The 12,220-nt window shown below is 36.9% G+C and carries 13 protein-coding genes; 8 read left to right on the top strand and 5 right to left on the bottom strand.

Annotated features, from left to right (window positions below):
• The first annotated feature begins 17 nt into the window (after positions 1-17).
• From artP to artM, 4 genes are read left to right on the top strand one after another with little or no spacing between them, the layout of a single operon-like run.
• On the top strand, positions 18-746 hold the full coding sequence (gene artP, locus ABN080_RS00620) for an arginine ABC transporter ATP-binding protein ArtP (RefSeq protein ID WP_349440109.1): 729 nt from the start codon (positions 18-20) through the stop codon (positions 744-746).
• 14 nt (positions 747-760) lie between these two features.
• On the top strand, positions 761-1,495 hold the full coding sequence (gene artJ / locus ABN080_RS00615) for an arginine ABC transporter substrate-binding protein (RefSeq protein ID WP_023581291.1): 735 nt from the start codon (positions 761-763) through the stop codon (positions 1,493-1,495).
• 17 nt (positions 1,496-1,512) lie between these two features.
• The gene (gene artQ, locus ABN080_RS00610) at positions 1,513-2,217 is read left to right on the top strand and encodes an arginine ABC transporter permease ArtQ (protein WP_072069696.1); all 705 of its coding nucleotides are present in this window, start codon (positions 1,513-1,515) and stop codon (positions 2,215-2,217) included.
• A complete protein-coding gene (gene artM / locus ABN080_RS00605; protein ID WP_196553355.1) occupies positions 2,217-2,885 on the top strand; it encodes an arginine ABC transporter permease ArtM in 669 nt (222 codons plus the stop codon). Before artQ ends, artM begins: the two co-directional genes overlap by 1 nt.
• A gap of 96 nt (positions 2,886-2,981) precedes the next feature.
• On the opposite strand, the gene ABN080_RS00600 is transcribed toward artM, so the two are convergent.
• The 4 genes from ABN080_RS00600 to ABN080_RS00585 all read right to left on the bottom strand — a co-directional run bounded on the left by ABN080_RS00600 (position 2,982) and on the right by ABN080_RS00585 (position 6,435).
• Positions 2,982-4,181 carry a multidrug effflux MFS transporter gene (locus ABN080_RS00600; RefSeq protein ID WP_349440108.1) on the bottom strand — a complete coding sequence of 400 codons (1,200 nt, stop codon included), beginning with the start codon at positions 4,179-4,181 and terminating at the stop codon, positions 2,982-2,984.
• A 106-nt stretch (positions 4,182-4,287) separates the two neighbouring features.
• On the bottom strand, positions 4,288-5,421 hold the full coding sequence (gene rlmC, locus ABN080_RS00595; protein ID WP_349440107.1) for a 23S rRNA (uracil(747)-C(5))-methyltransferase RlmC: 1,134 nt from the start codon (positions 5,419-5,421) through the stop codon (positions 4,288-4,290).
• Between the two features lie 30 nt (positions 5,422-5,451).
• A complete protein-coding gene (locus ABN080_RS00590; RefSeq protein ID WP_072069699.1) occupies positions 5,452-5,964 on the bottom strand; it encodes a type III secretion system chaperone family protein in 513 nt (170 codons plus the stop codon).
• Positions 5,965-6,132: 168 nt separating this feature from the next.
• Positions 6,133-6,435 (bottom strand): YbjC family protein, encoded by a 303-nt coding sequence (locus ABN080_RS00585; protein ID WP_349440105.1) that lies wholly within the window; start codon positions 6,433-6,435, stop codon positions 6,133-6,135.
• A gap of 171 nt (positions 6,436-6,606) precedes the next feature.
• Here ABN080_RS00585 and ABN080_RS00580 point away from each other — a divergent pair, with 171 nt between their 5' ends.
• Positions 6,607-6,870: a GrxA family glutaredoxin gene (locus tag ABN080_RS00580; protein WP_036938187.1), complete on the top strand. Its 264-nt coding sequence runs from the start codon at positions 6,607-6,609 to the stop codon at positions 6,868-6,870.
• Between the two features lie 254 nt (positions 6,871-7,124).
• On the opposite strand, the gene ABN080_RS00575 is transcribed toward ABN080_RS00580, so the two are convergent.
• Positions 7,125-7,550, bottom strand: a complete 426-nt coding sequence (locus ABN080_RS00575; RefSeq protein ID WP_196553358.1) for a secondary thiamine-phosphate synthase enzyme YjbQ — start codon at positions 7,548-7,550, stop codon at positions 7,125-7,127.
• Positions 7,551-7,789: 239 nt separating this feature from the next.
• Between ABN080_RS00575 and ybjG the strand changes: the two genes are divergently transcribed.
• From ybjG to ABN080_RS00560, 3 genes are all read left to right on the top strand, one after another.
• Positions 7,790-8,401, top strand: a complete 612-nt coding sequence (ybjG, locus tag ABN080_RS00570) for an undecaprenyl-diphosphate phosphatase (protein WP_349440104.1) — start codon at positions 7,790-7,792, stop codon at positions 8,399-8,401.
• Between the two features lie 907 nt (positions 8,402-9,308).
• Complete coding sequence (locus ABN080_RS00565) at positions 9,309-10,625, top strand: HAAAP family serine/threonine permease (protein ID WP_349440103.1); 1,317 nt, start codon at positions 9,309-9,311, stop codon at positions 10,623-10,625.
• A 124-nt stretch (positions 10,626-10,749) separates the two neighbouring features.
• Positions 10,750-12,114, top strand: a complete 1,365-nt coding sequence (locus ABN080_RS00560) for an L-serine ammonia-lyase (protein ID WP_196553359.1) — start codon at positions 10,750-10,752, stop codon at positions 12,112-12,114.
• Positions 12,115-12,220 lie beyond the last annotated feature (106 nt).

The following is a 12,220-nucleotide window of genomic DNA, read 5'->3' as shown; positions in this document are numbered from 1 at the left end:
CTATTCAGAAAAAACGCATGAGTATTCAATTAAAAAACATAAATTGTTTCTACGGTTCGCACCAAGCACTCTATGATATTAATCTGGAATGCTCTGCTGGTGAAACAATGGTTCTATTAGGACCAAGCGGTGCAGGTAAGAGCTCACTAATGAGAGTTCTTAATTTATTAGAAATGCCACGTTCAGGCGAATTAGAAATTGCGGGTCTACATTTTGACTTTGGCCAACAGCCTAACGCAAAGGCAATTCGTTCATTACGCCAAAATGTAGGCATGGTATTTCAACAATATAATTTATGGCCACATTTGACAGTTATTGATAATTTAATTGAAGCACCTTGTCGTGTATTAGGTTTATCAAAACCGCAAGCTAAAGAAAAAGCGATGAAGTTACTTGAGCGTTTACGTTTAAGTGATTATGCAGGACGCTTCCCACTACATTTATCGGGTGGACAGCAACAACGTGTTGCCATTGCAAGAGCATTAATGATGGAGCCTCAAGTTCTCTTATTTGATGAACCGACAGCAGCATTAGATCCTGAAATTACAGCTCAAGTTGTTGATATTATTAAAGAGCTTTCAGAAACGGGTATTACACAAGTGATTGTGACCCATGAAGTTGAAATTGCACGCAAAGCCGCGAGCAAAGTTGTATATATGGAAAACGGCCGTATTATAGAGCAAGGTGATAACTATCGTTTCACAGCTCCACAAACGGAAGCTTTTGCTAATTACTTGTCACACTAAATCGGGATCAGACAATGAAAAAAATATTATTTGCGGCACTTCTGACCAGTATTACACTTTCTGCAACTGCGGCTGAGAAAGAGACAATCCGTTTTGCCACTGAAGCAACATATCCTCCCTTTGAAATGATTGATGCTAATAACCAAATTGTAGGATTTGATGTTGACCTCGCTAATGCAATGTGTGCAAAAATTAATGCAGATTGTACCTTTACCAATCAGTCTTTTGATAGCTTAATTCCTAGTCTAAAATTCCGTCGTTTTGAAGCCTTAATGGCGGGTATTGATATTACCCCTGAGCGTCAAAAACAAGTTGATTTCACGGATTCTTACTATGATAACTCCGCTGTATTTATTACAGTAACAGGTAAAATCTCTGATGTTGCTAGCTTAAAAGGCAAACAAATTGGTGTTCAGAATGGGACAACCCATCAGAAATTCATCAATGAGCAACACAAAGAAATGAAAACTGTTCCTTATGACAGTTACCAAAATGCAGTATTAGATCTTAAAAATGGTCGTATTGAAGCTATCTTTGGTGACACTGCAGTTGTAAATGAATGGCTGAAAAAAAATCCTGAATTAGGTATTGTAGGCGATAAAGTTGCAGATCCTAACTATTTTGGTACAGGCCTTGCGATCGCAGTAAGAAAAGGCAATGCTGATTTACAAGATAAATTGAACAAAGCATTAGCTGAAGTAAAAGCTGATGGCACTTATGATGTCATTTATAAAAAATGGTTTGAATAACAATAATAGCTTAATAAATGAATGAAATAACAACTCTAGCAGGTGCGGCCGTTACTACGGTCTCACTTGCTATTTCTGCTCTTATCATTGGATTAGTTCTCGCCATGTTGTTTACAGCATGGGAATCCGCGAGATGGAAAGCCTTTGCTTTCTTAGGAACATGCTGGGTAACACTAATCAGAGGACTACCAGAAATGCTGGTGGTTCTTTTTGTCTATTATGGCACCTTACAAGGTGTCATGATCTTAATGGATGGCATTGAATTAGGTTCTTTCACCTTACAAATAGATTTTGGTGATACTGAATCTCTACCTTTCTATTGTGGTGTTATCGCCCTTTCACTTCTTTATGCTTCTTATGCTTCACAAACATTACGTGGCGCCTTAAAAGCGGTACCAACAGGCCAATGGGAAGCCGGCCAAGCATTAGGTATGGGTCGGATTACTATTTTCTTCCGCTTTATTATGCCTCAAATGTGGCGTCATGCTTTACCCGGTTTAGGTAATCAGTGGTTAGTTTTATTAAAAGATACGGCTTTAGTCTCATTAATCAGTGTTAATGATTTAATGTTACAAACACAAAGTATAGCTAATAGAACCCAAGAACCTTTTACTTGGTATAGTATTGTTGCACTGATTTATTTAGCCATTACGCTGGTCAGTCAATATATCCTGAAATGGTTAGAAATGAGAACAACTCGATTTGAACGGAGTGCCTCATAATGTGGGATTATATTGTTGATATTTTACCGGGATTACCAACCAGCTTGTCATTAACATTAGTGGCTTTATTGGTAGCATTTACACTTTCAGTTTTAATGACATTTATTTTGGCATTAAAAACACCTGTTATTACTCAAATTGTAAAGGCATATATCACCTTATTTACCGGTACACCGTTATTAGTGCAGTTTTTCTTAATCTATTATGGCCCGGGACAATTTCCTGTGTTGCAAAAATTCCCTATGATTTGGGAGTTATTATCAACACCTTGGTTTTGTGCCATGGTCACATTAGCATTAAATAGTGCCGCTTATTCAACCTTACTTTTCTATGGTGCAGTAAGAGCTATTCCTTCAGGACAATGGCAATCTTGCCAAGCATTAGGTATGTCACCAGTGCAAACTGCAAGAGTAATATTGCCTTATGCATTTAAACGTGCGCTTTCATCCTATTCAAACGAAGTTGTATTAATATTTAAAAGTACCTCACTCGCCAGTACGATCACTTTGCTTGAATTAACTGGTTATAGCCGACAAGTATTTGGTCAAAGTTATGATGTGATGGTCTTTGTTGCCGCAGGCATTATTTATTTAGGCATCAACGGAATACTGACACTTCTAATGAGATTGATTGAGAAAAAAGCCTTAGAGTTTGAACATCGTAATTAAAAACACGTAAGCCAAGTTGTCGATAAAAAAATACCCCAGAATTTTTTCACTCTGGGGTATTTTTTATTGCTGAATAAATAATAGCAAATAATGGTTCTATTCTTGTGTCGCCAGCTTTTCTATTAATGCTTCTTTATGGCTTACTCGATACGCATTCCATGCCAACAAGCTCCCAATTAACATGACAACGGCTAACGCTAATTTAGGTTGTACAGGTGATGCCAGTGCAGTTAAACCCAAAGTAGCACCGCCTGCCATTTGAATAAAACCAACTAAAGCAGAGGCAATACCTGCCGTTTGCGAATATGGCTCAAGTGCATAACTTGTCGCAGGCCCCATAATAAAGGCTAATCCGGCACAAGCACTTGCTACAGGGAGCATATAAATCAGCCAATGGTTTTGTATTCCAGCAGGAATAAACATTAAGCTTAATAACAAGCTCACACAGCCTAAGCCCATTAATCCGCCTCCTAAGATCAAACAAATTGGTCTGCCAACACGGTGGATCACACGGTTTACATAAAAACTAACAAACATTATCCAAAAACCATTTACACCAAAAACAATGGAAAAAATCAGCGGTGATAGTTTCGCATCATTCATCAAAACAATAGGGGCAAATGAAACATAAGTTAATGCCATTCCCATTGTGCCTGCATTCACTAGGGCAAAAGTTAAAAAACGTTTACTGCACAAAATCTCAAGGTATGTTTTACCTAATTTCTGTTTTGATTGAGCTGTATTTTCAGGCTTAGTTTCAGGTAAGAAACGAGTGATCAAAACTAGCACAAATACTGAATAGAAAATTAAAAATCCGAAAGGTGCGCGCCACCCCCAATACTCAGCCAATAATCCACCTAATAAGGGTGCGAGTGCGGGAATAATATTTAAAGTACCATTTAAAAAGCCGAAAACACGAGCAGCATCATTACCATTAAAGCAGTCACGAACACAGGTAAAAGCCACAACGGAAGTACAACACACTGCAGACGCTTGTAATAATCGTGAAATAATAAAAAGTGTTGAGTCTGTTGAGATCGTAGCAATAATAGAGCCTACAATATAGATAAAGATCCCAACAATAGCGATAGGTTTACGACCAAACCTATCCACCAAAGGCCCTGATATAAGTTGCCCTATCCCCAACACTAAAATAAATAAAGCGATAGTCGATTGAATAAGGGATTCACTACTTTCTAAGTCTTGAGCAATAGCAGGTATGGTCGGTAAATAGAGATCGATCCCTAATGGCCCTAATAGCACCATCACTAGTAACAACGCTTTTAAATTCTGCATAAAATAGAATGCCTATCTAATCAAAAAAGAAAACGCCCGATGTTATCCATCGAGCGTTAAATACTTATTTATACTAACACCCATTACCTATTTTGTAATGAATATCTTAACTGTCTTGTAATACCAATAATGTAAGCACTTCATAGTGAGCAGTATGAGGAAACATATCAAACAACTGCACTCTATCAATACGATAATGAGAAAGTTGCTGGATATCTTTTGCCATGGTTTGAGCATTACAACTAGAGTACAGAATAAATCGAGGTTTCATTTTATTTAAATAGCCACACAGTGCCTCACCGATCCCCCGTCTTGGCGGATTAACAAGCACTAATTCAGGTACTGACTCTTTAGCTAATGCATAACCTGTTGAATCTAAGGCTTGAAACTCAACATGCTCTAATCCTAATTCATGAGCAGATAAACGCGCACATTCTATTGCTTCAGGACTGATCTCAATTCCTGTCAATTGGGTTGATTTATCTGCGCAATGCAATCCAAAACCTCCTGATCCACAAAACATATCCCACAAATGTGAGATATTTAATTCTCTTACCCAACGACCTGCCGTTGCATAAAGTGATGAAGCGACCTCTGGATTAGTTTGAAAAAAACCTCTAGGGCGAATATGTAATGGAATTTGATTAAAAGATTCATCTAAAAATGTTTTTTCAGTCAGAATAATCTCTTTTTCACCCTCAAGAATAGCCATATGAATAGGTTGAATATTCACAGAGATAACAGCTAATTGAGGCAATTGTTCTTGTAACCACGGAAGTGCTTTATAAAGTTGTTCTAATTTTTTTTCTGAACGCAAAACAAAACGCAACATCATCGAGCCATTGCTTCTGCTTTCGGTTAATAAAATAAACTTAAGTTCGCCACGACGACGCTCAATATCGTAAGGTACTAACCCTGCTCTCGCTATAAATGTTTTTAAAATCGGGAATATAGGTATAAATGAGTCAGGATAAAGAGGACATTCACATAAATCGACGGCCACACCCTCTCGTGTTTTTAGGCCTAATACTGGTTTTTCAACACTGCCACTAACTACCATTTTAGCTTTGTTACGAAATTGCGCTTGTCGGCTTTCAACAGGCGCTAATTTATCAAAAGCATAATTTTCAGGTAGTAATGCTAATAAGCTGTGCTGTTTTTTCTTGATTTGTTCAGAATAAGCAAGAGAAAGCCATTCACAAGAATGACAATCACCCGCACTAAATCGTGCGCATTGCATAAGATTTTGAGACCGTTATGGAGATTAATATTAATGTACAGTATAGGAAGAGTCCGTTGATGAACTACTTATTTCAACTTCTTCTTCATCTTCTTCATTTTCGCTTTCTTGTTTTTCACCATACAAGAAACCATTATTAAAAATTTCACTGACAACTTCAGCCGATTGTTCTTCTGCTTTTTGTAAGAACAGATCAAACTGATTCAGTGAGATCCCCGCAGCAACAGGGAATGATTGACAGAATACTAATTTAGGTAAGTTTTCATCACTAATTTCTAAAAATGTTTTAATAAACAAAGAACTTGCATTAATTTGGCTAAGATTGGCCATTAAAGGCACTATTGCTGAGGGTTTTAATTCAGCGATAGCGGTAAATACAAGCACATCTTCAAGAATATCAATTTTAGCGTCAAATATGCCGCTGATATATTGAAGATGTGGTAAATGTAACGCCTGACAAGAGTCACATTCATAATAAGCAATCTGTAGTTCATCAAGCCAAGATTTTAGCTGATCCAGATCGGGGGTAACAACAGCGTTCATTCAAATAACCTTTACGCGCTAAAGAAAAGAGTGCCTTTTGGCATTGAGGCTATTTTGCCACTTTTTCTATCTTGAAGGCACTAATAAATAGAAAAACTAAGAAAATTAAGCCAATTTACAAATTGGGTTTTCTTAGTTTTTCATGCTTTGTTGAGAAAAAACAGTACGCTATTTTTTGTTATTCTCTTTTTTCTTTTTATTATTAGGGGGATTGTTATCAATACCTAAAAATGTTAAACGATAAATCGCCCGCCATACAATATGAATAGAAGGTGGGATCATACAGATAACCCCTAGAACAATCAGAGTTAATTGCCCTGTGTAGGTGCCTAACCACTGCGGAGAGGTGATATATTGATTGATATATAAGTAAGCAACTACTAATAAAATAATCCCTACGATCTCTATGATTATGATGGGTTTTGGCATATCAGACAGTGATTTCATATCCCGTTTAGAAGGCTTTTCCATATTTTCTCCGCTAAATGCTGTATCGCAGTCCTATCTCATTATTCGGCAAATTGGTATAATTTATCACACTAAAAGGCAATAACTGTTTTTGTTTAGTCTAATAAAAGGGCATAGTATCAAACAATAAAGACTATTATGCCTGAATTTTATTTCCTCAATAAGGAGTGTCGTATGTTTGTTGTTATTTTTGGTCGTCCGGGTTGCCCATATTGTGTACGTGCTAAACAACTGGCTGAAACTCTGGCTGAAAAACGTGACGATTTTGATTTCCGCTATGTAGATATCCAAGCTGAAGGAATTACAAAAGCTGATTTATCTAAAACCGTCGGTAAAGAAGTCGAAACTGTGCCACAAATTTTCATTGATGAGAAACACATTGGTGGTTGCACAGATTTTGAAGCATATGCTAAAGAAAATTTAGGCATCTACAACTAATTAAAAAAGCGCTAAAACAGCTTAATATTCAATACGTTTTAGCGCTTTTCCCTTTTTATTTCATTCATTATCTCTTTATATTCCCCTCTTTCCAAAAAATAATTCTATTTTTTTTCATTAGTCAGAGAACTTTCTGTCTAACCCGGAGTCTGAATTAGTGCCACTGCTTTTCTTTGATGTCCCCAAATATTGAGGAGCCCGATAGTTTCAACCCCTTTGGTGAAATAACTGTCGGGTTTTTTATTGCCTGCAATCTAATAACACTCACCTTGCAATGTCACTATAATACGACGACGCCCACCACGATCACGGTGCTCCCCGAGATAAATCCCCTGCCAAATTCCTAAATTAAGTTCACCTTGGCTAATAGGAATAGTGACGCTTTGCCCAAGTAAGCTACTTTTTATATGGGCTGGCATATCATCACTACCTTCATAAGTGTGAAGATAGTAATCTTCATTCTCTTTTACACTTTGATTAAAGAAGCTTTCAAAGTCACTTCGTACTGTCGGATCGGCATTTTCATTTATCGTCAATGAAGCTGAAGTATGTTGAATAAAAAAGTGAGCAATTCCGATTTTGTATTGTCTTAGTTCGGGTAATTCTTGGATCAATGTTTGTGTAATTAAATGAAACCCTCTTGGCTTGGCATTAAGTACAATATTTTTTTGGAGCCACATTTATTTATTCCTCATTGAAGATAAGAAAAAGAGCAATGTGAGGGCAATACGGTAATCGTAATACTCTTTTTAAGCGTGTTTTTGGTCAATTTGAGCTAAAACTGACAAATCTTTTAAAAAAAGCACAATTAAATAAGAAAAAAACACTTTACCCCTATTACTCCCTCATTTACCCTTGAAAACTTGCGTATTATGTATCATAAACATCGCTTATCAGCACGACATGTATGGAGCTTACTTTGCTGGAACAACTTAATTTAGCCGTATTTTCAATGATGAATGCAACGCCTGCAGCATCACCTTTCGAAATTGGCATGGCGGTTATTATTGCTAAGTACCTTGTCTATCTTTTTCCGCTCTCTTTAGTGTTCTATTGGCTATGGGGTAATGAAAAATATCTTAGCCAGCAAAGAACATTAGCATGTAAAGCAGCTGTATCTTTGGGTATTGCGCTCTCTATTTCTTGGCTGATTGGTGCAATCGCCCCTCATGAACGCCCGTTTGCCGCTAATATTGGCCATAACTTCCTTGACCATGATGCAACACCTTCATTCCCTAGCAACCACGGTACGTTTGTTTTTACCATTGCCTTAGCTTATCTGTTTTGGCATAACAGTAAACGTATTGGTTATATTATGCTGGGTTTAGGACTAGCGATTGCTTGGGCTCGTATTTACCTTGGTGTGCATTGGCCAATCGATATGGTAGGCGCATTTATCGTTGCACTACTGTCTTGTGGTTTAAGCCAGATCTTTTGGTCTAAAGGCGGCGATATACTCCAAAAATGGGTACAACAGCTTTATCAGCTCTGTTTTGCTTATCCTATTCGTAAAGGTTGGACAAAAGCCTAATCTTTCTTACATTAAAAAGACCACATTTATTGTGGTCTTTTTAATATTTAACTTAAGTAAACTTCCACTTCGATATATTAATATATAAATAAAAATATCCTCTATTATTATATTATTTGTCCAAAAATAAATATGTTGTTATTTTAATCAAAATGAAGTTTTTATATTCGCTATATAGTAATGTATCAAACTCATTTATTAACAAATTTATTGCCGTAATAATAAACAATATTCTACTTATGATTGAGTTATTGTTATATTTATTTCATAGAATAAAGTAAAATCATTAATAAATAATCGTATTCCCTTATTTTTATATTCTTTTGTCTAGTTTTATACACAAATAAAATAAAATAATTAACTCTTATATATCAATAATATACAAGGTTAATATAATGTTTTAATTGTGAACAAAAATAACTCAATTGATTTAAATCATTTATTTCATACGAAATAAAAAAGCCTGAATTCAATCATTAACATATGAACATTTAGGTGTTTGGATTTATTTTCAATACCAATTAAAAATGGAAAAGTATTTCAAAATGTTTTAAAAACCCCCTCTGAAAACACAAAATATAAAAAATGTTACATTTTTAGGTTTTTCAGTTATATTTAGCATTTGAGATGGTGATCACGGTAGTTTATCCTGAAAAACACTATATTCTGCACCTCTTAAGTCTGGATATAAACTTATCGAATATTTTTTCAAATTTTAAAAGAGTCTAATTCTTTTGAAATTTAAAGATTTTAGTATGTGGTAATTGAAGATATTGAGATAACACCAGGTACTCAATGCACTCATTTATTCATAATTAAATTTATGTCGTGATTGTTTCTGATAAGAAATAAAATCGCACACTTATTTTATTCATTATTTTTTTACCGCGTTATTTCGGAGAGTATTATGGATACAACCAAAGCTGGTTCTATCGCATCGGGTAACACCCAAGGTGATTACAAAGCATGGCGTAAGTCAGATACAGTATGGATGTTAGGTTTATACGGTACGGCTATCGGTGCTGGTGTTCTATTTTTACCTATCAACGCAGGGATTGGTGGATTAATTCCTCTGTTGATTATGTTAGTTCTTGCATTCCCAATGACCTTCTTTGCACACCGCGGTATGGCTCGCTTTGTGTTATCAGGTAAAAACCCAGGTGAAGATATCACTGAAGTTGTTGAAGAACACTTTGGTAAAACAGCAGGTAAACTGATTACTCTGCTCTATTTCTTTGCTATTTATCCTATTTTATTGGTTTATAGTGTTGCTATCACCAATACAGTAGAAAGCTTTATTGTGAACCAAATGCACATGTCTGCACCACCTCGTGCAATTTTATCACTGGTACTGATCCTTGGTATCATGTCGATTATTCGTTTTGGTGAACAAGCTATCGTTAAAGCAATGAGCGTGTTAGTGTTCCCATTTGTTGCAGTATTGATGGTTTTAGCGCTGTATCTTATTCCTGAGTGGAATAGTGCTATCCTTGAGACGCTCTCTTTTGATCACGCAACAACATCAGGTATGGGTCAAGGTCTGTTAGTCACACTATGGTTGGCTATCCCAGTTATGGTGTTCTCTTTCAACCACTCGCCTATTATCTCTGCATTTGCTGTTGCAAAACGAGAAGAATACGGTGAAAACGCTGAGAAAAAATGTTCACGCATTTTAGCTTATGCTCACATTATGATGGTTATCACTGTTATGTTCTTCGTGTTTAGCTGTGTATTTAGCTTAACACCAGAAAACTTAGCAGAAGCAAAAGCACAGAACATCAGTATCCTGTCTTACCTAGCTAACCATTTTGAAGCACCCGTTATTGCTTATATTGCTCCATTTATTGCTTTCGTTGCGATCACTAAATCTTTCTTAGGTCACTACTTAGGTGCTCGTGAAGGTTTCAACGGTTTAATCATCAAATCACTGCGTGAAAAAGGTAAAACAATCGAAAAAGATCGTTTAAACAAAATCACTGCACTGTTTATGCTGGTTACAACGTGGATCGTTGCAACATTAAACCCAAGCATTTTAGGTATGATTGAAACATTAGGTGGCCCAATTATCGCAATGTTACTGTTCCTGATGCCTATGTATGCAATCCGTAAAGTACCAGCGATGAAGAAATACGAAGGCCATATCAGCAACGTATTCGTTGTAATCATGGGTCTTATCGCAATCTCAGCAGTTTTCTATAGCTTAATTAACTCTTTCATGGGCTAATAAGGCATCTAATGGCTACTTTCGTAAAAGGAAGTAGCCATTACAGATTTAGACTTCAAAACTGACACTTATCACTCTAATAATCACACAGTTGCGCCTTTAATTAATTAGGGAGGCGAATATTATGGTTAGCGTCTTTGATATTTTTAAAATTGGTATCGGTCCTTCAAGCTCACACACCGTAGGCCCAATGAAAGCTGGGAAAGAATTCGTTGATATCCTTGCTGAAAAAAACCTTCTCTCTTCCGTTTCCCGCGTTATCGTTGATGTTTATGGCTCTTTATCTTTAACTGGTAAAGGCCACGCCACTGATACGGCAATTATTATGGGATTAGCAGGAAACTTACCCGATACTGTTGATATAGATTCTATTACACCGTTCATTAAACAAGTGGAAGCAACCGGTCGCTTAATGCTAGCAAATGGCATTAAAGAAGTAGACTTCCCTGTTGATGGTGGTATGAATTTCCATAAAAGTAATTTACCCCTCCATGAGAATGGCATGTCCATCACCGCTTATAATGGTGAACAGGTTCTATTGAAAAAAACCTATTATTCTATTGGCGGTGGTTTTATTGTTGATGAAGAGCATTTTGGTCAACCTGAAGAAAATACGGTTCAAGTCCCTTATCCTTATCAATATGCGGCTGATTTACGTCGCCATTGTAAAGAAACAGGCCTCTCTTTATCTGCATTAGTGATGCAAAACGAATTAGCATTGCGCAGTAAAGAAGAAATTTCTGCTCATCTCGGTGCCGTATGGGAAGTGATGAAGTCCGGTATTGAGCGTGGTGTTAATACCGAAGGCTTATTACCTGGACCATTACGCGTACCGCGCCGTGCTTCTGCATTACGCCGTATGTTAGTAACAGAAGATAAAACCACAACCGACCCTATGACTGTTGTTGACTGGATCAATATGTTTGCCCTTGCCGTCAATGAAGAAAATGCGGCTGGTGGACGTGTTGTAACAGCACCGACAAACGGAGCATGTGGCATTATCCCTGCTGTACTTTCTTACTACGATAAATTCATTCGTCCTGTAAATGAAAATTCTTATACTCGCTTTTTCTTAGTCGCAGGTGTTATTGGTTCTCTTTACAAAATGAATGCATCTATCTCAGGCGCTGAAGTAGGTTGCCAAGGCGAAGTGGGTGTTGCTTGTTCAATGGCAGCGGGTGCATTAACTGAGCTTTTAGGCGGTAGCCCAGAGCAAGTTTGTATTGCTGCAGAAATTGCAATGGAGCATAACTTAGGGCTTACCTGCGACCCAGTTGCAGGACAAGTACAAGTTCCTTGTATTGAACGTAATGCTATCGCAGCCGTACAAGCCGTAAACTCATCTCGTATGGCTTTGCGTCGTGTCAGCGACCCTCGTATTTGTTTAGATAAAGTCATTGAAACAATGTACGAAACAGGTAAAGACATTAATGCTAAGTATCGTGAAACCTCTCAAGGTGGATTAGCCATTAAAATTTCTTGTGACTAAACCTGAGAGTCCGAAATACAGATATTTATAATGGATAAGGCGCTGATATCAGCGCCTTTTTTATTATTATCTAAAATAAAGAAAGATGCTCTTCTCTTTGAATATC

It is taken from the genome of Proteus sp. fly-1089, from assembly GCF_040138965.1.
Classification (GTDB): domain Bacteria; phylum Pseudomonadota; class Gammaproteobacteria; order Enterobacterales; family Enterobacteriaceae; genus Proteus; species Proteus vulgaris_B.
Note: the sequence above shows the minus strand (reverse complement) of the source record. Positions and strands in the feature narration are given on the sequence as shown.

Excerpts from the sequence above, each read along its gene's own strand:
- artP (WP_349440109.1), top strand. The coding sequence starts at position 18 with ATGAGTATTCAATTAAAAAACATAAATTGTTTCTACGGTTCGCACCAA.
- artJ (WP_023581291.1), top strand. The coding sequence starts at position 761 with ATGAAAAAAATATTATTTGCGGCACTTCTGACCAGTATTACACTTTCT.
- artQ (WP_072069696.1), top strand. The coding sequence starts at position 1,513 with ATGAATGAAATAACAACTCTAGCAGGTGCGGCCGTTACTACGGTCTCA.
- artM (WP_196553355.1), top strand. The coding sequence starts at position 2,217 with ATGTGGGATTATATTGTTGATATTTTACCGGGATTACCAACCAGCTTG.
- ABN080_RS00600 (WP_349440108.1), bottom strand. The coding sequence starts at position 4,181 with ATGCAGAATTTAAAAGCGTTGTTACTAGTGATGGTGCTATTAGGGCCA.
- rlmC (WP_349440107.1), bottom strand. The coding sequence starts at position 5,421 with ATGCAATGCGCACGATTTAGTGCGGGTGATTGTCATTCTTGTGAATGG.
- ABN080_RS00590 (WP_072069699.1), bottom strand. The coding sequence starts at position 5,964 with ATGAACGCTGTTGTTACCCCCGATCTGGATCAGCTAAAATCTTGGCTT.
- ABN080_RS00585 (WP_349440105.1), bottom strand. The coding sequence starts at position 6,435 with ATGGAAAAGCCTTCTAAACGGGATATGAAATCACTGTCTGATATGCCA.
- ABN080_RS00580 (WP_036938187.1), top strand. The coding sequence starts at position 6,607 with ATGTTTGTTGTTATTTTTGGTCGTCCGGGTTGCCCATATTGTGTACGT.
- ABN080_RS00575 (WP_196553358.1), bottom strand. The coding sequence starts at position 7,550 with ATGTGGCTCCAAAAAAATATTGTACTTAATGCCAAGCCAAGAGGGTTT.
- ABN080_RS00565 (WP_349440103.1), top strand. The coding sequence starts at position 9,309 with ATGGATACAACCAAAGCTGGTTCTATCGCATCGGGTAACACCCAAGGT.
- ABN080_RS00560 (WP_196553359.1), top strand. The coding sequence starts at position 10,750 with ATGGTTAGCGTCTTTGATATTTTTAAAATTGGTATCGGTCCTTCAAGC.